General features: G+C 31.1%; 13 protein-coding genes. 5 read left to right on the top strand and 8 right to left on the bottom strand.

Annotation, left to right across the window (positions count from 1 at the left end; translation table 11 throughout):
* Window positions 1–53 precede the first annotated feature (53 nt).
* The 5 genes from ACFSSB_RS14805 to ACFSSB_RS14825 all read right to left on the bottom strand — a co-directional run bounded on the left by ACFSSB_RS14805 (window position 54) and on the right by ACFSSB_RS14825 (window position 11,643).
* Window positions 54–3,350: a reprolysin-like metallopeptidase gene (locus tag ACFSSB_RS14805; RefSeq protein WP_379905617.1), complete on the bottom strand. Its 3,297-nt coding sequence runs from the start codon at window positions 3,348–3,350 to the stop codon at window positions 54–56.
* 67 nt (window positions 3,351–3,417) lie between these two features.
* Complete coding sequence (locus ACFSSB_RS14810) at window positions 3,418–6,993, bottom strand: M4 family metallopeptidase (RefSeq protein WP_379905619.1); 3,576 nt, start codon at window positions 6,991–6,993, stop codon at window positions 3,418–3,420.
* A gap of 638 nt (window positions 6,994–7,631) precedes the next feature.
* The gene (locus ACFSSB_RS14815) at window positions 7,632–10,172 is read right to left on the bottom strand and encodes a TonB-dependent receptor (RefSeq protein ID WP_379905621.1); all 2,541 of its coding nucleotides are present in this window, start codon (window positions 10,170–10,172) and stop codon (window positions 7,632–7,634) included.
* The gene (locus ACFSSB_RS14820; protein ID WP_379905623.1) at window positions 10,159–11,070 is read right to left on the bottom strand and encodes a FecR family protein; all 912 of its coding nucleotides are present in this window, start codon (window positions 11,068–11,070) and stop codon (window positions 10,159–10,161) included. Before ACFSSB_RS14820 ends, ACFSSB_RS14815 begins: the two co-directional genes overlap by 14 nt.
* A gap of 57 nt (window positions 11,071–11,127) precedes the next feature.
* Window positions 11,128–11,643 (bottom strand): RNA polymerase sigma factor, encoded by a 516-nt coding sequence (locus ACFSSB_RS14825; RefSeq protein ID WP_379905625.1) that lies wholly within the window; start codon window positions 11,641–11,643, stop codon window positions 11,128–11,130.
* 303 nt (window positions 11,644–11,946) lie between these two features.
* Between ACFSSB_RS14825 and ACFSSB_RS14830 the strand changes: the two genes are divergently transcribed.
* The 4 genes from ACFSSB_RS14830 (at window position 11,947) to ctlX (ending at window position 15,461) form a co-directional block, all read left to right on the top strand.
* Window positions 11,947–12,999, top strand: a complete 1,053-nt coding sequence (locus ACFSSB_RS14830) for a hypothetical protein (RefSeq protein WP_379905627.1) — start codon at window positions 11,947–11,949, stop codon at window positions 12,997–12,999.
* Between the two features lie 79 nt (window positions 13,000–13,078).
* Window positions 13,079–13,861 carry a membrane metalloprotease gene (locus tag ACFSSB_RS14835; RefSeq protein ID WP_379905629.1) on the top strand — a complete coding sequence of 261 codons (783 nt, stop codon included), beginning with the start codon at window positions 13,079–13,081 and terminating at the stop codon, window positions 13,859–13,861.
* 19 nt (window positions 13,862–13,880) lie between these two features.
* On the top strand, window positions 13,881–14,474 hold the full coding sequence (locus ACFSSB_RS14840; RefSeq protein ID WP_379905631.1) for a porin family protein: 594 nt from the start codon (window positions 13,881–13,883) through the stop codon (window positions 14,472–14,474).
* Window positions 14,475–14,525: 51 nt separating this feature from the next.
* Window positions 14,526–15,461 carry a citrulline utilization hydrolase CtlX gene (gene ctlX / locus ACFSSB_RS14845; protein ID WP_379905633.1) on the top strand — a complete coding sequence of 312 codons (936 nt, stop codon included), beginning with the start codon at window positions 14,526–14,528 and terminating at the stop codon, window positions 15,459–15,461.
* Here the strand turns inward: ctlX and ACFSSB_RS14850 are convergent.
* Window positions 15,458–17,542 carry a tetratricopeptide repeat-containing sensor histidine kinase gene (locus ACFSSB_RS14850; protein ID WP_379905635.1) on the bottom strand — a complete coding sequence of 695 codons (2,085 nt, stop codon included), beginning with the start codon at window positions 17,540–17,542 and terminating at the stop codon, window positions 15,458–15,460. The genes ctlX and ACFSSB_RS14850 overlap by 4 nt on opposite strands.
* A 371-nt stretch (window positions 17,543–17,913) precedes the next feature.
* Here ACFSSB_RS14850 and argS point away from each other — a divergent pair, with 371 nt between their 5' ends.
* The gene (argS, locus tag ACFSSB_RS14855; protein ID WP_379905637.1) at window positions 17,914–19,698 is read left to right on the top strand and encodes an arginine--tRNA ligase; all 1,785 of its coding nucleotides are present in this window, start codon (window positions 17,914–17,916) and stop codon (window positions 19,696–19,698) included.
* 118 nt (window positions 19,699–19,816) lie between these two features.
* Here the strand turns inward: argS and ACFSSB_RS14860 are convergent, their stop codons facing one another.
* Both ACFSSB_RS14860 and ACFSSB_RS14865 read right to left on the bottom strand, forming a co-directional pair.
* The gene (locus ACFSSB_RS14860) at window positions 19,817–20,866 is read right to left on the bottom strand and encodes a nucleoid-associated protein (protein WP_379905639.1); all 1,050 of its coding nucleotides are present in this window, start codon (window positions 20,864–20,866) and stop codon (window positions 19,817–19,819) included.
* Between the two features lie 101 nt (window positions 20,867–20,967).
* A complete protein-coding gene (locus ACFSSB_RS14865; protein WP_379905641.1) occupies window positions 20,968–21,540 on the bottom strand; it encodes a hypothetical protein in 573 nt (190 codons plus the stop codon).
* Between the last annotated feature and the right edge of the window lie 130 nt (window positions 21,541–21,670).

A 21,670-nucleotide genomic window follows, 5' to 3' on the forward strand; every position in this document is an offset into this window, starting at 1 on the left:
GAAAATGCGCCACATTTGCGACGCATTTTCTTCACTATTAACCATAGAGTCTCTCAATCTATAATTAACTTTTTTATTACTCTAACGTTATTACTTGTTTGTATGTTAACAATATAAGTTCCGGAAGATAAGTTGGAGGTGTTTATGTTTTTGTTGGTATTATCAAGCTCTTTAAAAAGTACTTTTCTACCTAATAAATCATATAAAGTAACAGCAAGCTCTTCACCATCATTAGAAGTTATGGTAACATAATTAGTGGCAGGATTAGGGTACATTTTTATAGTACTTTTAGTAAAAGTATCTACGCTTAAGGTACCACTTTGAACACCACAGTAAGTCATACTCCAAGAGTTAAGGTAACCATCATCACCAATACCAGTATCTGTAATATTTAATGTCCAATCTCCAAGACTACTCTCTCCATTAAGAGCTGAAAGCGCTTGTATAGGTTGTAACGTTCCTGAAATAGCTGGACTTGTAGAAGAACAGTTAATAGCAGTAGATCCTGCATCATCAAACGTTACTAGCATATCTGGATTAGAATCACATTGTGTAGCTATTAATGATATAGAAGTTCCTTGAGGACTAACTAGCTCTAATACTACATCACCAATATAAGGATGTGTTATATCTACACTAATATTAATATCTGATAAAGGAATATCATTTTCAATAGTAATGGTATTACTTGTTGTTTGTGTAGAAAGAATTAAAGTAGGAGTTGTACTATTTGCTGTTAAGCACTCTGTTGCGCCAGTTGTAAAACTATAAGCAGTAGAAAAAGCACTTTCTCCACATTCGTTTTTTTGTTTTACTCGCCAATAATACGTTGTGTTTTCATTTAAACTAGTTGCTTGTGTATAGGTATTACTTGCTACAGTACTTGTTTCTATAATGGTATTAAAATTAGAATCGCTTGCAATTTCAATATCATAAACTACTGTTGTTTCAGTATTATCTGCACTCCAAGTGTAGTTCGGGTAGGTTGCTTGGTTGGTACTATAATTTACAGGAGTTACTAAGGATGGAACAGAAAAAGTACTCGCTTTTAATGTTAAATTAACTGTAGCAGATCTAGTAGCACTTATTGAAGTACCTTCAGCAATTAGAGAGTAATCTTGTGCTGTTGCACCATCATAACCTTCTATAGTCATAACAATTGTTTCTTCGGTACTACTTGCTGTAGCAGGAGTAAAAGTAGCAGAAGCTCCAGAAGGTAAACCTGTAGCAGAAAATGTTACGGTTTCTAAAAATCCGGTTGAAGGTAAATAGTCAAAACTAAAAGAAGTACTGTTTGTATTGTTACATTCTGATTTTGTAACATCTATTGCTGTTAAGAAAAATGTAGGTGTAGTAACTTCTTCAATAGTTATTATAGCATCATTAACATCTAAAAAGATATTGTCTGCAGCACTTACCATTATACGACCAGTAGTTGTAACAGTAGAAGGAACAACTATATTTGCTGTTCCATTATTTGGTACATTATTAGCTAAAGTTACTGTGTCTGAAAAATCACCTGCAGCAGAAAATGTAATGTTTACTAATTGACAATTAACGGTAAGTATATTTGTAGTATTAGCAACATCCCAAGTAATGGTTTCTGTAGCACCTTGAGTCCAAGTGGTATTTTCATTTTGACTAGACACTTCAAAAGGACCTGCAGATATATCTGTATTAATAGTCATTAAATCATCAGCAGTTTGTCCTCCATAAATAACATTATCTCTAACCGTTAGTGCAAATTCAAAAGCACGTTGCGCATACGGAATTACTTCCCAAGTAGGTGTAAGGTCATTATTTATAATATCACTCATTTGCGGAAAGTATCTTTTAGGAGAAGTGGTACCTCTTCTAGATCTAAACATTGGTCCTGCTGTTGCTGTTGGTACAGGCATAAGCGGAGACTGCATGTCTTCATTATCATTTTGCTCCCAAGTATACGTAAGAACATCACCATTAGTTGCAGTATCAGGATCTGAACCAGCACCTGTAAGAACAAATGCAGTACCAATTGGTATTATATAATCATCACCAGCATCTGCAGTAGGAGGTAAGTTAGTAACAGTAATCTCTTCAAAACAAGCAGAACTAACTCCGCCTTGAATGTTTGCACTAATATCTCTAATATTTACATAATTAAAATAATCATCAGAGTTGTCTTGTACATTTTGTCCTGTACATATTCCTGCATAACCCATAATAGAAGATCCACTTCCAGGTTCTACTTCAGTATTGTTTCCACTTTTTAAACAAGTAGTTGTTCCGTTGTGTGTGTGGTAACCTCCCATTTGGTGACCAATTTCATGCGCTACATAATCTACATCAAAAGAATCTCCAGTAGGATTTGCTCTACCTGTCATTCCACTTCCTTTAGTTCCAGAAGTACATACGCAACCAATACAACCAGCGTTTCCGCCTCCATCTGTATTAAAGTTATGTCCTATATCATAATTTGCATCACCAATATTATTATCTATAACTTCTTGTGTTTTGTCATTATACTCTCCATCAAAAGGGTCTGTAGCTGCATCATAATACATGATATCAAAATTGTTTGGTACAAACTGAAATGTTATACCCATTTCTTTTTCATAAATACCATTTACACGAGTCATGGTTATTACCATTTGTGCCATGATATTCGATTTTTTTTCAAAGTCTGTAGTAGCACTTCCAATAAACAAAGCACCATATTCTCCAGTACATGACATTGCTAGTTCATAACGTCTAATTTTACTATCGTCTGTAGCACGAAGTACTTCACTAGAAGCTGTATTTTTTGCTTTTTCATACATTGTATTATCTGTTTCGCAAGAAAAAATATCACTAGAGCTATTTACTAAATCCTCACGTTTATAAGCAATATATACAGATTTGTCTTTAGTATACGGATCAATAAAAAAAGTTGATTTTCCTGGTTCAAAAACTTGTCCGTGAAATCCAGCTTGTGAAACACTAAAACGAATAAAAGTACCTGGATTTTCTATAGAACGTCCAACAAAACTTTTTATGTTAGGAAGTTGCGCAGCCAAAGTTGGATGTAATATTTCGGTATCTAAAACGCGGTAACTTTCTAATCCTCCAGCAGCATTAGGTACTTGAATTATGTTTGAAGACTCGCCAAAAAAGGCTCCTTGAATAGGTGCATTTTGAAGTTTGTTTTTAATAGATTCAATATCCATAGTGTATAATGTATACGCTGTAGGCATTTTATCTTTATTAAAACTAATGTTTTTTATGTTGCTTTGAACTGTTGTTTTAGACCAATCACTTGTTTTGTTTTGTGCCCATGAAATACTCATAAAAGCGCAAAGAACTACGGTAATAATTATGGTAAATTTTTTCATATTATTATATTAAAGTTATTAGGAATAAAAGCCTGATGGACAACACCAGGCTTTTTTAATATTTAAACTACTTCACAATGAATTTTACAACATTGGTTTTATTAATAATTAAGAAATACATTCCAGAAGACAGTTTACTTGTAGAAACTGTAGCATTATTAGCCTGAACTGTTTGTGTATTAATTAAAGCACCATTGATATTGTAAATTGAAATAGATTCAATAGTATTTGAAGCGTTTTTAATGTGTATTACTTCATTACTATTTAAAATGGTTGGGTACACTTTAAAGGCAGAAGTTTCAAATTCTGAGTTAGATAAGGAATTGCTTTGATACAATGCAAATGTGCCAGAACCAGTAAAAGTACCTTTATACGTACTATATTCTTGAGTAGTATTTGTTTCTAAAAGACCTCCAGAAATAGTATAGTTATTAGCAACATCTGAAGCATCATCAATAGTAGCGCTATCTACTTTAATTATTTGTAAAGCACTTGCATGACTAAAGCTACTTAATTCTGCATTGGTAAAATAAAGGGTAACATCATAACTTGCTGTACTTGCATTTGGTCCGTCTGCTTCAATATTAAATACTTTACCAGAATGAGAACCTGTTATGTTTGTAAAATCTGTAGAAGAGCCAATTTCTTGAACAGATAAAGTAACACAGCCTAAATCTTCAGTAGCGTTTTCAATAATACCAATAACTTCGGCATCTTGATCACTAATAAAATATATTTGGTTTCCTGCTTTTACAGTTTCGCTATCTGCATCTGCAATATTGCTTTCTACAGGAGTTGCGTTACCTGTTACTACTACATTATCAATACTAAAGCTAAATGCACCTTGAACTAATGCATCATTATACCATCTCCATATTAATGTAAAAGCTTTGTCATCTAAAGCAGGCATTGCTAGATTAAATGTTCCTGATGCATTCGCACCTAATCCTGCAGGAGATCCTGTTGTTGAAAATTTCTCTACAGATTCATAAGTTGCACCATCAAAAGAGTACATAAATTCTCCCCAATCAAAATAGGTGGTTTGATCATTTTCACCACCAGCTTCCCAATCAAAAGAAACGGTTACATTATTAATACCACGAGCATCAACAACTTTACTAATTAAGTGAATACTACTATTTGCAGTACCATCATAAGTAGGTTCTGTAGTAGAAGAAAGGCTAGGAACTACATAAGCTCTTCCTGCAGATTTTATTCCACTACCATTAAATAACCATGTGTTTGCATCAAATTCTGAATTTACAAACCAGTTTGCTGGAGTTTCTGAAGTATCAAAAGTTTCATTTAATAATTCTACGGTTCCTGATCCTACAGTTGGTATATAATCATCGTCTAAAATAGTGATGGTATGGCTTCTTAAATCTTCTGTATTAGGGCCATTAGAAAAATGCATTTCAATAGTTTCATTGCCTTCAATAAGTCCATCATTATATATAGTAACAGTTACTTGTTGTGTATTAATAGTTTCAGACACAGGAAAAGTTAAACTAGAAGGCGAAATATCAAAATCTTCACCTAAAGTAGCTGTAGAATTTTCAAATGAAAAGGTAGCCGTTTGTGTTTCCGTTACCGAAGCTGCAGAAACAGAAACAGTAATGGTTTTAAATTCATTACAACCATTAGTAGCTGTTTTTTCGGTAGTTAAACTAACGCTAGAAGATTCGTAATATAAAACATTAGGATCTGGAGCGATATATTGCTCTCCTACGCAAACAGCATACCAAGCGTTGGTAACTTGCTCTACTTCATAAATAGAATAATCTGTTTCAGCAACAAGAATTGTTGCATTTCTCATTTCTTCAAATGTAGCATTTGGCGTTAATAATACTTCTGCTTTAAAGGTAATTTGTTCGGCAATATCAAAACCAAGAGGTTCTACATAATAATCATGTCCTGCACCTCTATCTGCTTTTGATGGGTCTGCTGCAATTTTATCTGCACCAGGAGAAAATGGTTGTCCTGAACCTGTTACCATTAAATAAAACCATTTGTTTAGTACACCACTATTATTGTGAACACCACATTGGTCATTTGCTAAAGAGGCTACACAATTTTCAGTGTCTGTCCAATCTGCTCCACCATAACAAGAAGGATTTCCTTCTGCATTAGGATCATCCATCCAACGTAAAGCTTGTGAATTTGTAGCACCAGGAGCAGCACCTCCATCTCTTTCATCTATTTGTTCACCAACTCCCCAAGGATCATAAGGTAAGGTGTTGTCTATTTGTGTTAGTACATAGTTTTCTACAGCAGCAGCCCAAATATCTGAAAAACCTTCGTTCATGGCACCAGATTCACTTGCGTACACAAGATCTGATGTTGCAGAACATACACCATGACCAATTTCATGACCACAAACATCTAAAGAAGTTAAAGGAGCAAAAGAACCATTAGGGTTTGTTCCTCCTTGGTAGCTACCATCACCATAAGTCATTGCTGTTCCGTTCCAAAAAGCATTGTCATAAGCATCACCATAGTGTACATAGTTAAGAATTTTAGTTCCTTTATTATCATGGCTACTTCTACCATGAACATCTGCCCAATATCTTACCACTATTTCTGCTCCCCAATGTGCATCTAAAGCAATATCATCATTACTTGTTTCGTTATGCGTAGGATAACTAAGGCTAAAATCATTTCTGTAATGCTCTGCAGCAGACCAGTTATTGTCTCCAATTTCTGCAGTAACTTGTAGTTCTTCAGGTCTTGAATAACCATCATAAATAGAATATGAAGGAATTCCGCTTACACTAATAGGTGCTCCACCAATTCCATCATAAGATCTTGTTTCGTTAAGTACTAAAGATTCATCTACTTCTGTTGTTAAAGGATCATCTGTAATACCATAAGGAGCTAGGTTTATTGTTCCGTCTAAAGAAAATCTATCATTTAAAGGGTCTATGTCTCCTTGGTCATCAAAAGTGGTTTCAAAAGTTCTGGTACCAGCATATCTAGTATCACCTGATGCTTGACTAAAAAAAGGAGGAGCATAGGTATAGCTATTTTTTGCTTCTTCTCTTTTTTTGTTTATTTCATCTGCATGTTTAATAATAGCGTCTACAAGTAACACTTTTCCTGATTGTGCATCAACAAAAACATTAGCTCTGTACACAGGTTCATAGGCATAAATATTAAATTTATAGGCTAGTTTTAAATCTGCTTCAGGAGTATTGTAATCATCTATATATACTAAATCACCTACAGGGAAATACGCGTTATAGTCCGCTTCTAGTTGTTGTAATAAATCGGTGTTAAACGTATTTGTCATTTGTTCTTCAATAAAATCCCAAACATAGGTGTCTGCACCAATGTGTTGTGTAGCATAGGTTCTTGCTTGGTCTTTTGTAAGGCTTACAGATTGGTTCATGCTAGCATCTAATAAATAATGCTCTAAGGAGATAAATTTTACGCTACCTTCTTTTATAAAGGCTTTGTATTTTGCATGAGCTAAAGGGATGCCATTGTAAGTTGCTGAGAAAGTAATAATTTCTGAACCATTTTTAGATTTAGATTTGTCTGAAATAGCTAATTGATAAGCATCAGTATCAATTAGAAGAATGTTTTTAATAAATTCTGGAAGGTTGTCTACTGTTAAATTAAATCCGGATTTAATTTTTATCATAGATGGTGTTTGCCGATCGGGATTTATAAAGTACGATTCAATTTTAGTGTTTGACTTTAAATTGTTTTCAAGATTTTGTTGTTTTTTGTTTTGTGCACACATAAATCCAGAAAGGAGTATGCAGTAAGCAAAAAGTAAAATTTGTTTCATCATAATAATAATTAAATAGTTAAAAAATAAAACACTAACTCTTAGTGTCATACTGTAGTTAAGACATGATTTGTTATTACAAAAACAGACAAATTATGCCCTTAACATTGTTAAGACAATTGAATCTAATTTTACCCTAACAAAAAATTAAGGTTTTCTTAACAAGAATAACTTTTGTTAAGTATTATTGAGAGAGATTGGTAACAATTATATACATAATTAGTACCATGTTAATAGTGATAGAAACCTATATTTACATACAAGGGTTTCTTGGTAATACATGTTAATAGTGATTATTGTATTAATTATTAAAATTAATACTGAGAGCGAGAGTGAATAATAGTGAAACTTATAATAAAAGTGTTTGGGTTTTATTTAAAACATAACCGAACTAGCTTTTAGGTTTTATAAGTTGAGCGCAAATATATAATCTAATTTGTTTTAATAAAAATTTAACATTCTTTTTGTTGATTTAATACAAAAAGACTTTAAAAGTTGAATCTTAGGCTGGCGTTAGGAGTAAAGCTTAACGATTTGTTATCTACCTGAATTGCTTTCTGCTTATTGTTTTCATCTACAGTGTAATAACGATTAATAACATTGTCTTGGTTGGTAATGTTTTTAATACCAACTCTTAGTGATGATTGCACTTTTTTAGAAATATTAAGTTTGTAATTTAATGATGCATCAAAACGAATAAAAGGATCTAAGTTTTCTTTGTTAGGTACATCATAATTTACTTGATAAAAACTACCAACTTGTATGGTTTCGTTATCTTCTAATGGTTTGGTATAAGGTATTCCTGTTCTGTAAATACTACCTAATGAAATTTGTAAGCGTTTAAAAATATTATAATTAAAAGCTAAAGAAATAGAATGTCTAATATCTGTATTGTTAGGAAACTGTTTAGGCGTAAAGCTTTCAAAAAAATAATTGTTTATGCTATAGGTGTAGCTTAACCAGGTACTGTATTTAGCAGCAGTTACATTCGTTAAAAATTCTAATCCTTTAGATGTGTAGTTACCTGTAGCATTTAGGTATTGAAAGTTGTTATAGAATCCTTGGTTAGATGCAGTTATACCTTCTACTTTTTTATAAAAACTAGTAAGATCTACATGAAAATTTTTTTTATTAAACTCTAAGCCAAAAGAGCCTTGTTTACTTGTTGTTATTGGTATGTTTTCTTGATTTGCTAAAATCCATCGTCTATTTTCAACACCTAAAAAATCATCTTGAAAATCTACTATTTGGGTTGTAGATTGATTTTTGAATTCGCCTTCTAGTTTTACTGCTAGATGTTTAAATATATTTTGTCTGAAGTTTAATCGTGGTTCAATAAGTAATTTGTTAAACTTTTGAAAGTAATTAACACGCACACCTAGCCTTAAATAGGTACTGTTTTTTTTATATTCTCCTTCGGTAAAAAAGGCGTGATTTAAGAGTACATCTTTTTTCTCTTTAATATAAGAAGGGTTGCTAACTAAGGTTTTGTTTAATATTCCGGTTTCATTAAATTGATAACCGTTTAACAGTGAAAAATGATTAGAAACTAAAACATGTGTGTTAAGTTTTAATCCGGTTTCTAACACTTCATTACCTTGTTGTAAGCGTTGGTCTGTTTGTACTGTGTAGTCATCTGCTTCTACAGTGTATTTTGAAGAATAAGCAATAAGTTTGGTTTTAAATTTCTTACTCCATTGTGCTTGCCAATTTCCGCCAAACCCTAAATTTTCTTGTGATAAATAACTGTTTTTAGAAGTAGTTTCTTGGTTTGTATCTGTAAGCGTTTCGGCGTAATCTAAATTATTAAATATACCAATGATGTTAGCACGAAATTTATGTTTTGGGTTTAGATTAAATAAAAGTTTTGCAGAGTAGTCATAAAAGTAAAAGTTTGATGAGGTATTACTCTGGTTTATTTCTTGGGTATTGATATCGCTATCTTGAAAGCTTCGTTTAAAATAATTATCATAGGTTGGTGTGCTATAATAATCTGTAAATGAACGACGACCAGATACATGAAATTCTAATTTTTTAGAAATAGGTATTTGTAAAAAAGCATCAGCGCTAATTAAATTTATACCAGCTCCTCCAGAAAATGTATTGGTAATATGATCTTTACTAAACATGTTTATAGTACTTGAAACACCATCACTAAAAGCACTGCTTGTTCCGTTTTTGCTAACAATAACTTTGTTTGTTAGGTATGGATTATAGGCAGAAATCAGTCCGAAGAAATGTCCGGAATGGTACATTTTAATATTATCCCAAAGCATTAAGTTTTGATCATTGGTTCCGCCTCTTACGTTTATATTAGCTATACTTTCATTAGCACTTTCAATTCCTGGAAGCGCTTGAATAGACTCTAGTATATCTGGTTCTATCAAACCTGGAAGTATGCCAAATTTTTCGGTATTTAAAACAGTACTACCATCTATTCTTTTTTGTAAACCTGTAGTTAAAAATTTAGTAATAGTAATAGGGTTTAACTCTTGGTTGGTTTCTTTTAAAATAATGGTTTTACAATTGTTTTCTTCATTAAAAAAGTAATTTGCTTTTAGCTGTTTGGTGGCATAGCCTAAATAGGATATACTTAGTGTAGCATTACTAGGTACATTGGTAAGTTTAAATTTACCTGAGTAATTTGTAGCTGTTCCTATTTGCGTATTAGTAATAATAATAGTGGCTCCTAATAAAGGTGTATTGTTTTCTTGTGCTAGTATAATACCACAAATATCTATGGTTTTATTAACTATAGAAACGGTTATATACCTCTCATTTAAAAGCTTAAAATTTAAAAGCGTTTTGTTGTTTAAGTACGCTATAGTTTGGTTTAAGGTATATTGTGGTGAAGGACTTTCAATAACTACATTATTTACATCATCTACAGAGTATGAGAATTTTACATCAAACTTTTCTTCTATAGAGTTCAGTATAGAAGGAAGTGGCTTTTTTGCTGTAGTAGTTTGGCTATAACTTATACATGTAAAAAAGAATAGTATGTAAAAAATACATCTAGTTAGCGTCATAGTTTTTGAAAGTAACATTTTTACCAGTAATACTATAACTTAATTTTAAAGGAATAGTTACAGATTGTAACGCTATATCTTTGTTGTTGTGTGTAAAGGTTCCTGTAAATAATTGGTTTGTATCTACACTAGTAGCATCAATTTGTAGGTTGTATTGTCTTTCTAATTCTTCAATTACTTGACTTAAAGGTATATTTGTAAAGCTAGATTCTTGTTGTAACCAAGACGGATTTGTAGCATCAATATCTTTAAATTCTACATTATTGTTTAAAATTCTAAAAGACTTTCCTTTAGCTAATTTTATAGTTTCGTTATTAAAGGTAACACTTACTAAACCTTCATAACAGGTAACTTCAAAAAAGTTTTCTCTTTCTTTTACATTAAATTGGGTTCCTAAAACTTGTACAGTTCCTGCGTCTGTATGTACTGTAAATTTTTTCCCTTTTGCAACCTTAAAAAAGGCTTCACCATCTAGCTCTAAGTCTCTTTTGTTTTTCCAGGATTTTTTATTGAAACTTAATTTAGAGCCAGCGTTTAATACAACTTCAGAATTATCAGGAAGTTGTACTGTTTCTGTTTCTGCGTATTGTGTTTCAAAAGACTGTAAGTTGTTGAAAAATAAAAAATAAGATGAGGTTAATAAGATAGCAAAAACAGCAGCTATTCTTAAAAATTGTTTATAGTTTAAGGTTTTTACTTTTGTTTCTTTTTTAGATAATTTTCTAGTTTTAAAATCTTCTAAAGCTTTTTGTGCATCAATTTCTGGTGCTTCTAATTGCGAAGCATAATGTGCTATCTTACTAAGCGTTTCTGTTTTTTGGCTTGCTTTTAAATTAGCAATTTCCTTTTCAGAAAGCTCTTGGTTAAACCATTTTAATATGTCTTTTTCTTGTTTCATTTTTTAGCATTCTAATAGTAAGACAATTACATTTGTTTTTACCCTACCATAATATGATTAAATGTTTTCTATTTCTGCTCTTAAAGCTTTTAAAGCTGCAGACATTCTTTTTTCTACTGCTTTTTGAGATAGGTTTAATAGTTCGGCAATTTCTCTGTATTTTTTACCTTCAATTCTATTTAATAAAAAAACTTCTCTTTGTCCATCTGTTAATGACGCAATAGCATTTTGCAATTTTACTTTAAATTCCTCTTCTTCTAATAAATACTCAGGGTTTTGGTTATTAGTGTCTTGATAAGGAGAGGTTTTAGCATATTCTAAAACTACTTTTTTGTGCTTTATGGTATTTAAAAACAAATTATTGACAGTAGTAAATAAATATGTTTTTGCTTTTGTATAGTCAATTTTTGAGCAGTTCACCCAAATTTTAGAAAAAGCATCTTGTACTAAATCTAGAGCATGGTCTTTATCTCCACACTTGTAAAAAGCAAAGTTACTAGCTGCTTGAACCTGTTTTGTGTAAAAGGCATTAAAAGTAGATTCTTTGCAAAGGTTATCAGTGGGTTTGTCCATATTCTTAAAAAGGAATATTAAAATTCTAAGATAATATATTTTTAATCAAGTAGGGTGAAATGTTTTTTAAATGTCTTACAAGTATACTAACCAAAAACCGAAATGATATGGAAGACAGAACTTTAGAGTTAATTGAGTTTACACTAATAATATTGATCATGTCATTAATTATAACATCCATTTTAATACTAAATCAAATAAATTAAAAAAAAGGTAGGGTAAATTGAAATTGAGTTGTCTTACTTATAGAAAGCGAAATTTTCGTTAAAAAAATAAAGTTAAATTTGTAAACAATAAAAAATTATGAAAAATTTAAAATTAATCACATCAATTGTATTTATGGCATTATTCTCATTTGTGTCTTGTCAAGACGAAATAGATAATGAAAGTGGTGAAAACCCAAACACCAATACTGCAGATTCACAAACCGCAGATAATTTAATAAGAACCTCAATGTATGATGGCTCTTTTGATGATTTTTTAGACGGAGTTTCATGTTCTTCTATTTTATTACCTGTTACAGCAACAGTAAACGGAACAACATTAACCATTGTTAGCCAAACAGACTATGAGCAAGTTTTAAATATTTTAGGAGAGTTTAATACAGATGATGATACAGTAGTGCTTCAGTTTCCGTTAACAGTTGCTTTAAGTAACTATACAGAAGTTGTTGTTACTAATCAAGCAGAGTATGATGCTTTAGTAGATGCATGTGAAACTGCAGAAGCAGAAGGTGAAGCAGCAATATCTTGTTTAGACATTGAGTTTCCTATTACTATATTAACATATAGTCTTACGCTTGAACAAACAGGAAGTGTTGTATTAGAGTCAGAACAACAACTATACGCTTACATGAATGATTTTAGTAATGATGAGTTGTTTTCTATTAATTACCCAATAAATATTGATTTTGCTAGTGGTAGTTCTACAACAATAACTAGTGACACTTCTTTACAAGCAAGTATTAATGATTGTATAAATGATGAAGAAGCTATGGAAGACGCAGAAGAAGATGCAGATGCTTTAGAAGAAATTTTAGTAGATGGTCTTTTTCAAGTAGAGTCTTTTGTTAATGCAGGAATTAATACTGCTAATGATTATGCAGAATTTACTATAGACTTTGCAAACGATTTAAGTATTGTTGCAGAAAACACAGTAAATACAGCAGTAAGTGATGTTCAAGGTACTTATGAAGTAACTTCGCAAATGGAAGTTTATTTAAGCCTTAATTTTACAGGTGATGCTACTTTTAGTTTGTTAAACCATGATTGGCAAGTAGTAAGTTATAGTAACTCTAGTATTGTGTTACAAAGCACAACAAATACAGCAATTACTTTAGTACTTTCACAAGTGTAATATTATTTTAAAATAATAAAGCCAATATTAATAAAACAGCTGCTAGATTTTCTAGCAGCTGTTTATAAAAACACCTAAGATGAAAAAGATAATGTTTGTAATTAGTTTTTTGGTAGCAATTGTAGCTTGTACAACAGATGAAGCTTCTTTGAATTTATCTAATAATAACAATAATAATAGTACTACAAGTGCTAACCAACAAAACACAGGAAGCTCTGCTAATGATTTACTATCAGACGCTACCTATACAAGCATGTTAATTGAGTTGGTTTATGTTGAAGGTTTTGAGCCATCACAAACAGCAATCAATAACTTTGTAGCTTTTTTAGAAGCAAGAACCTTTAAACCTAATGGTATTACAGTTGAAAAAAGAGCAATAGCTTCACCAGGAAATGCGCCTTATACCAATACCGAAATAAGAGCCATTGAAGATGCTAATAGAACTGCTTATAATACAGAAAATCAAATAACTGTTTGGGCATTTTTTGCAGATGGAGCCTCTGCTAATAATACAAGTGAAGGTGTGGTTTTAGGTACAGCATATAGAAATACCTCTTTTGTAATATACGAAGAAACCATACATGGTTATAGTGATAGTGCTTTAGAACCTAGTAGAAGTTTATTAGAAACTACAGTAATAACACATGAGTTTGGACATCTTTTAGGATTAACAAACTTAGGAACCGATTTACAGTCTGATCACGAAGATGCAACGCACCCAAAACATTGCAATGAAGAAAATTGCTTAATGTATTATGCAGCAGAAACAGGTGACGGAATTGCCAATTTAATTACAGGAGGTTCGGCTCCACAATTAGACGCTCAATGTATTGCAGACTTGCAAGCTAATGGAGGTAAATAATTAATAAAATTGTAAAAAAATGAAAAAAGGATATTTAATAACTATAGCATTGCTATGCTTAATTTTTACTAGTAATGCACAAGAAGAAAACACAAACGCATCTAACTTTGGTTTAAAAGGAGGATATAATTTAGCAGCAGTAAGTTTTGATGGCGAAGAAGAAACAGGACAAAGACATAGTTTTCATGTTGGTATTTATGGAGAGTCTTTTGTTTCTAAAGCTGTAGCGCTTCAATTAGAACTTCAATACTCACAACAAGGTTATCAAGTCAAGAGTAATGGAGGTACTTTTACTCAAAAATTAGATTATATTAATATACCATTACTATTTAAAATGTATCCAGAAGATAGCTTTTATTTAGAAGTTGGTCCACAAGCAGGTTTTGCTATTTCACATAAAGAAACCTTTGATAGTAGTTTTAACTTATTTGATACTTCACAAGAATTTGAACCTAATAAATTAGATTGGGGAATTAATTTTGGAGGAGGATTTAAAACCAATAACGGAGTAAGTCTTGGTGTAAGATACCATTTAGGATTAGGGGATATATATGAAGATCAAGGAAGTCCTAGAAATAGAGTTTGGCAATTTTCAATTGGGTTTGATTTATAGATGAAAATTACAATAATTTAGCTTAGTTTTGCTTCGCTAAAAAAAGAGAACATGCAACAAACAACAAACACTATTTTAATGATTCGTCCTATAAACTTTAGGAGGAATGAGCAAACTGCTGTAAATAATTATTACCAAAAAGAAGCAGATAGCGTATTGCCTGAAACAGAAAATGTTAAAGCGCAAAGAGAGTTTGATAATTTTGTAGAAAAATTACGAGGTATAGGTGTTCATGTTGTAGTGGTTAGTGATACGGAAGAATTTGATACTCCAGATTCTATTTTTCCTAACAATTGGATTTCATTTCATGAAAACGGAACCGTTGGTATTTACCCAATGTTTGCCGAAAATAGAAGAAATGAAAGACGTGAAGATGTTTTAGAAACCTTAGAAAAAGAAGGTTTTGTAATTGATAATATTGTAGATTATACTAGTGCTGAAGAAGAAGGCGTTTTTCTTGAAGGAACAGGAAGCTTAATTCTAGATAGAGAAAACAGTATCGCGTATTGTGCTTTATCTGCTCGTGCAGACGAAAGTTTGTTTATAGAGTTTTGTGAAGATTTTGAGTATACTCCAGTTGTTTTTACAGCCAATCAAACTGTAGAAGGAGAGCGTTTAGCTATTTACCATACCAATGTAATGATGTGTTTAGCAGAAACATTTGCTGTTATTTGCTTAGATAGTATAGATGATAAAAAAGAACGTAAAAACGTTGTAAAACATTTACAAGAAAGTGGTAAAGAAGTTATTAGAATAACCGAAGACCAAGTAGCTAGTTTTGCAGGTAATATGTTACAAGTAAGAGGTAAAGACCAAAAACGTTTTTTAATTATGAGTGAAGCTGCTCATACTAGTTTAACGCCATCACAAGTTAAACTTATAGAAAAGCATTGCCAAATTGTTAGTAGTAGTTTACATACTATTGAGTCTTGTGGTGGTGGTAGTGCACGTTGTATGATGGCAGAAGTGTTTTTACCAAAAAATTAAAAGCCTCCAGAAGGATTTGTTTTTGGTAGCTCTACATAAAAAGTGCTACCAATATTTTCTGTGCTTTCTACCCAAATTCTGCCATGATTAAGTTCTACCAATTCTTTACAAATGGTTAAACCTAATCCAGTGCCTTTTTCATTTTTAGTACCAATGGTAGTAAAAGAGTTACTTTTAAATAATTGGTCTTGGTTTTCTTTAGAGATACCAACACCAGTGTCGCCAATACTAATTAAACATTTACCATTACTAATATGGTTTTCAATACTTATAGTATCTCCATATTTACAAAACTTAACCGCATTAGTAAGTAAGTTTTGTATAATAATTTCTACCATACTTCTGTCTGCATAAACAAAGTCACGTAAAGAATTATCTTCAACCTTAATTCCTTTTTTCTCTGTCTTTCGTTCAATAAGTTTTATTTTATCTTCAAAAACTTCTTGTACATCAAATAAGCTAGGCTTAGACTCTAAAGATTGCATTTGTGATTTAGACCAATTAAGTAAATTAAATAAAAGTAAAGACGCATTGTTAGCATTATCACTTAGTTCTGGTATAAGTTGGTTAAATTCTTCTTGACTTAATGAACCTTCTTTTAATAAATCAATAAACCCTTTAATAGAAGTAATAGAGTCTTTTAAATCATGTGATACTATAGAAAAAAGTTTGTCTTTAACGGTGTTTATATCTTCTAGGTTTCTAGATTGATCTAAAATAGCTTCGTTTTGTAAATTAATTTGTTTGTTTTTGGCTTCTAGCTCTTTTGTATATTTAATTCTGTTTTTACGTCTTAAATAAATTAATATTAAAAAAGTAGTTACCATTGCAAAAGCAGCAAGCAATGCATAAAAAACAAATTTTAGTCTTTCTATTTCAACTTGATTTGCTTTCTTTTCTTCTTCATGCTGACTAATTAAAGCTTTCTTTTCTTCTTGTAAATTAACTTCTAAATCTACAGGTGTAATAGTAGCAATAGGTGTTTGCGTCAATTTTTTTGAAGCAGCTTCTTCTTGTTGTTTTTCAACTTTACTTTTAAGTTCGTAGTATCTTTTTTGCCAAATATAGGCTAGTTTATAATTGCTTTCTAAAGAGTCTAATTGTGCTCTTAAGCCGTAATTTTTTATTAACTCTTTATTATCTTTTAGTTTTCTAGCAATAGTTGTTGCTTCATACAACAGCCTCTCTGCAACAATAGTTTTTTTTTCTTTTAGGTATAGTTCTCCTGCACTGTTTAAACCTTGTAAAATCCCTTTGTCATAATCTAGCCTTCTACTTAATCTCAAACCTTTAGTTACATATTCTTTGGCTTGATTTAAATTATTTAAAGCCAAATATGCGCTTCCTATTTTTGTTAAAACATCACCTCTTAATATAGAGTCTGTAGTATCTATACTTGTTAGTACATTATTAAAATAATAAATGGCTTTTTGGTAGTCTTCTTTGTTATAAAATAAATCTCCTAAATTTTTATTGGTTTCAATAATAGCCTCTTGTCTATCTAGGTTTTCTGAGCAAAGCAGTGTTTTTTTATAAAACGTAATAGCTTGGTCATAAGCTTCCATATTATGGTAGGCTTCTGCTAGATTTTTGAAGGCATCACAGAGTTCATTATTTAAATTGCGTTTTTCAAGTTCTTCAATGGCAGAAAGTGAAAACTGTAACCCTTTATCATAATTGCCTCTTGCTATTTCAATTAAACCAATACAATTGTTGATTTTTGCAACACCTAAAGTGTCTCCTAGCTCTATATATAGTTCTTTAGACTTCGTGTAATTATCAATAGCATTTATGTAATCTTCTTTTTTAGCAAAAATAAGCGCTTTGTAATAGGTGATTTCTGCAATACCTGCTGAGTAGCTTAAAGTGTTAGAAAGTTTTTCGCTCTCTCTTATAAACTGTAATGCTTTGTTAAAGTCTTTGTTGTGGTATAATAATTTAATTATCTGTATAGATGTATTAACCTTTGTAGTGTCAGGTTTCTGAAAAGCTAATTGAATAGTAAGACTGTCTAGGTCTTCGGTTTGAGAAAAACCAAAAAACAAAGTAAGACTAAAAATAAGAGTTATCAGTTTCCTCATTTAATACATTTACATAAGTAAGGTATCAACTAAGAGTCTTTTTTTGAGGGAATTAAAAACGCTTTGTTCGATTGTTAGTTATAAAAAAAGAATTATTCTATTTCTATTTTAGAATAAAACTGTTAATACACAAAACTGATTAAAACATATTTAATAAACTAATTAAAGCGATTTAATGCAAAAAAAATAGATAAAGTGAAAATATTTGAATTTATATTGCTAATTTGATAGTTAATTGCTTAACAATTAGCAAGAAAAGGGGTCTGTTATGAAGCCTACACAGAAAAAATAATGCTGTTTTACTTTCTAGTTTTTAGCAAATATTTTCGGCAATAAAATACTATCTTTGCATCCTTAAAATGAAAAGAAAAATGAGTCTTCAAAACACTTTATCAAATACCATAAAACAAGCAGTTACCTCTATTTATAATGTAACCTTAGAAACTATAGAATTTCAAGCTACCAGAAAAGAATTTGCTGGTGATATAACCGTTGTTGTTTTTCCTATGTTACGCGCTATAAAAGGAAACCCAATGCAAATAGGAGAAGCTATTGGTAATTACTTGGTAGAAAATGTAGAAGATGTAAAAGCTTTTAATGTAGTAAAGGGCTTTTTAAACATAGAAATTAGTGATAGTTATTATGTAGATTTTTTCAATAGCATTAAAACCAACACTACCTATGGTTTTGTAGAACCAACAGCTAATGAAAAAGCTGTAATGGTGGAGTATTCTTCGCCTAATACCAATAAACCTTTGCATTTAGGGCACATACGTAATAACTTATTAGGGTATAGTGTAGCAGAAATTATTAAAGCTTCTGGTAAAAAAGTATACAAAACGCAAATTATTAATGATAGAGGAATACATATTTGTAAAAGTATGTTGGCTTGGAAACGTTTTGGAAATAATGAAACTCCAGAGTCTACAGGTTTAAAAGGCGATAAATTGGTTGGTAATTACTATGTAAAGTTTGACCAAGAATATAAAAAGGAAATACAAGACTTAATTGCTAAAGGGCAAACCGAAGACGAAGCAAAAAAGAATGCACCTATTTTAGTTGAAGCACAAGAAATGTTGCGTAAGTGGGAAGCTGGAGATGATGAGGTTGTTGCACTTTGGACCAAAATGAACAATTGGGTTTATGATGGTTTTAATATTACTTATAAAAATTTAGGTGTAGATTTTGATACACTGTATTATGAAAGCCAAACCTATTTATTAGGAAAAGAGTTTGTAGCAGAAGGATTAAAAACAGGCGTTTTCTATACTAAAGAAGATGGTTCTGTTTGGTGTGATTTAACAGAAGATGGTCTAGACGAAAAAATTGTTTTACGTAGTGATGGTACTGCTGTATACATGACCCAAGATATTGGTACAGCTATACAACGTGTAAAAGATTATCCAGATGTAGGAGGTATGGTTTATACCGTTGGTAATGAACAAGATTATCACTTTCAAGTATTGTTTTTAATTCTTAAAAAACTAGGATTTGATTGGGCAAAAAATCTATTTCATTTAAGTTACGGAATGGTAGATTTACCTTCTGGTAAAATGAAAAGTAGAGAAGGTACTGTTGTAGATGCAGATGATTTAATTGTGGAAATGGCTAATACAGCAGGAGAAATTTCACAAGAACTAGGAAAACTAGAAAACTACTCTGAAACCGAAAAACAAGAACTATACAAAACCATAGGTCTTGGTGCTTTAAAATATTACATATTAAAAGTAGACCCGAAAAAGCGTATTTTGTTTGATCCAAAAAGTTCTATAGACTTTCAAGGTAATACAGGACCTTTTATACAATATACCTATGCAAGAATACAATCTATTTTACGTAAAGCAGAAGTAGATACTACTGTTTCTTTAGGAGTAGAAGAGGTCACTTTACATGAAAAAGAAAAAGAACTAGTAAAACAATTACAACTTTTTCCTGAAGTAATACAAAATGCGGCAGACAACCATAGTCCTGCTTTAATTGCAAATTATACTTATGATTTGGTAAAAGAGTTTAATTCTTTTTACCAAAATGTGTCTATTCTTGGAGCAGATACAGAAAATGAAAAAGTGTTTAGAGTACAGTTAGCACAAGTAGTAGCAAATACTATTAAAAATGCATTTAGTTTATTAGGAGTGCATGTACCAGAAAGAATGTAATATTTTTATTAAAACAAACATCTTTGTATTGTTTTAGTAAGGACTTTAAGATTAATGTAAAACGTTATAACAAATAACGTTTTACATTAATCTATATATTAAAAGAAGGTTTTATATTTTATCCTTCTGCATTAAAAAATACTTTGTAGTAATACATTTTCTTTTCTTCATCAAAACCACGCTCTAAATATTCTTGAGCAGCATCAGGAGCATCAATATCTAATTTAATCTGGATATTAGTATCTAGCTTAATATCTGTTTTAATTTTCTTTTTGTCTTTTTTTACAACGGCTTCGGCAAGATCAAATTGGTTACGTAGTAAAACGTTTTGTTCGCTTTCGTATTCCTTTTTAAAATCTTCAAACAGTTGTATGTGTTTTTCTTCGGTAAAAATTTCTTCTTTAAAATTTTCAACGTTTATAATTTCGTTTTCCTTAAAATAGTCAATAGTTTTTGCAAGAAAAATGTTTCGTTCTTGTTCGCCATAACTCGTTTTTAAAATTTCAGTAGAAAACTCACTACACATATCAAGATAGTTATGTGTATGGTTATTCATATCATCTGCGTACTTGATGTTTAAAAATTTATCTAACCAATATTGCGCATCATAACTATTGTTATCTACACTTAAAATAATATTTCCTTCCATATCAGACTGGTTTAAGATAAGACAGCCTTTATCTACTTTTTTAGAAGAAATACCTTGTTGCACCAAAACATCATAACTATTGTTTTCAAGATAGGTTTGAAAGAAATTGGTTTTATTTTCAATTTTAAAAATACCAATAGCATTTGTAACCATTTCTTTAAACTCTATACCTTCAAAAAGCGCTACTAAAACATCTCCTGTTTTTATTTGTGCAGAATCACTTTGCTCATATAAATGCTTTACAATGTTTTTTGAAGTTTCAACAAAGGAATCTTCATCACTAAAAATACTTTTTGCGTAACTATTAATTTCATTTAAAGCTACATTAGAGTGGTGGTTAAAACGATAACTTTGCACAACAGAGCCAAATGGTCTTAATAAAAAAGGAAGCATAAGTTCATAGCTTTCTTCATCAAAATGTACTTCTTTATCTGAAAATGCATTTTTTGTATCGTTATGTTTATTACCAACTTTATGAATTATAAATTTGGATATGGTTGCGTTTTTACGTGTAATCATCTTGAAAATTTTGTGACTACAATACTAATCATTTTGTTATAAAAAGGCATTAAAAAAACCGAAGCTTTTTACTTCGGTTTTTAATGAATGGATAATAAAGATTAATATGCAATTCCGTAATAATCACATACAGCTTGATAGTCTTTAATATTTACACCAGCTTGAGCAAGCTCGTTGTAAATTTGTTGTTTACCGTTATTAGTTTTTCCTGCTGTTGTACTTGTAGATTCTATAATAACAACTTTAAGAGTTTGTAAATCTCCGGCTGTAACGGTATATGCAGAACCTGATGCATCATTGTAATCTAAGTCCATTCCACCATTGTAAAGAGCTACATGTACAGAAAAGTCAAAGCCAATAGTATCGTAAGGGCAAGGTATTGGCACCCATACAGAGTTGTTTTCTGTTAAATAGCTTAATACTACATCGTTATCTAATACATCTTGCGTTAGTTCTGTTATTGTTACAGAGTCATAAGAACCTGCAAAAGTAGTAGCATCAAAAGTTAATGTTTGCACGTTGGCATTACCATCAGTTCCATTTGAACCAGCAGGTCCTGCAGGACCAATAGCTCCATCTTCACCATCTTCTGGTGAGCATGAAAAACTAAATGCTACTAAAAGTGCTAAAAGAAAATACTTTGATTTTGAAATTGTTGTTTTTAAAAGTTTCATAATTTTTAATTATTATTGATTAATATTTATTTACTGTTTAATGGAAGTGTTTTAGAAAGGTTAACATAACATCAAAAAAAAAGTCGAAATATTTTTCTCCGACTTTTAATGCAGCAGTTTCCTGCCTAAC

The sequence above is a fragment of the Lacinutrix gracilariae genome, assembly GCF_042684485.1.
GTDB classification, from domain to species: Bacteria; Bacteroidota; Bacteroidia; order Flavobacteriales; family Flavobacteriaceae; genus Oceanihabitans; species Oceanihabitans gracilariae.

Excerpts from the sequence above, each read along its gene's own strand:
- ACFSSB_RS14820 (WP_379905623.1), bottom strand. The coding sequence starts at position 11,070 with ATGAAACAAGAAAAAGACATATTAAAATGGTTTAACCAAGAGCTTTCT.
- ACFSSB_RS14815 (WP_379905621.1), bottom strand. The coding sequence starts at position 10,172 with ATGACGCTAACTAGATGTATTTTTTACATACTATTCTTTTTTACATGT.
- ACFSSB_RS14825 (WP_379905625.1), bottom strand. The coding sequence starts at position 11,643 with ATGGACAAACCCACTGATAACCTTTGCAAAGAATCTACTTTTAATGCC.
- ACFSSB_RS14865 (WP_379905641.1), bottom strand. The coding sequence starts at position 21,540 with ATGAAACTTTTAAAAACAACAATTTCAAAATCAAAGTATTTTCTTTTA.
- argS (WP_379905637.1), top strand. The coding sequence starts at position 17,914 with ATGAGTCTTCAAAACACTTTATCAAATACCATAAAACAAGCAGTTACC.
- ctlX (WP_379905633.1), top strand. The coding sequence starts at position 14,526 with ATGCAACAAACAACAAACACTATTTTAATGATTCGTCCTATAAACTTT.
- ACFSSB_RS14850 (WP_379905635.1), bottom strand. The coding sequence starts at position 17,542 with ATGAGGAAACTGATAACTCTTATTTTTAGTCTTACTTTGTTTTTTGGT.
- ACFSSB_RS14840 (WP_379905631.1), top strand. The coding sequence starts at position 13,881 with ATGAAAAAAGGATATTTAATAACTATAGCATTGCTATGCTTAATTTTT.
- ACFSSB_RS14805 (WP_379905617.1), bottom strand. The coding sequence starts at position 3,350 with ATGAAAAAATTTACCATAATTATTACCGTAGTTCTTTGCGCTTTTATG.
- ACFSSB_RS14835 (WP_379905629.1), top strand. The coding sequence starts at position 13,079 with ATGAAAAAGATAATGTTTGTAATTAGTTTTTTGGTAGCAATTGTAGCT.
- ACFSSB_RS14830 (WP_379905627.1), top strand. The coding sequence starts at position 11,947 with ATGAAAAATTTAAAATTAATCACATCAATTGTATTTATGGCATTATTC.
- ACFSSB_RS14860 (WP_379905639.1), bottom strand. The coding sequence starts at position 20,866 with ATGATTACACGTAAAAACGCAACCATATCCAAATTTATAATTCATAAA.
- ACFSSB_RS14810 (WP_379905619.1), bottom strand. The coding sequence starts at position 6,993 with ATGATAAAAATTAAATCCGGATTTAATTTAACAGTAGACAACCTTCCA.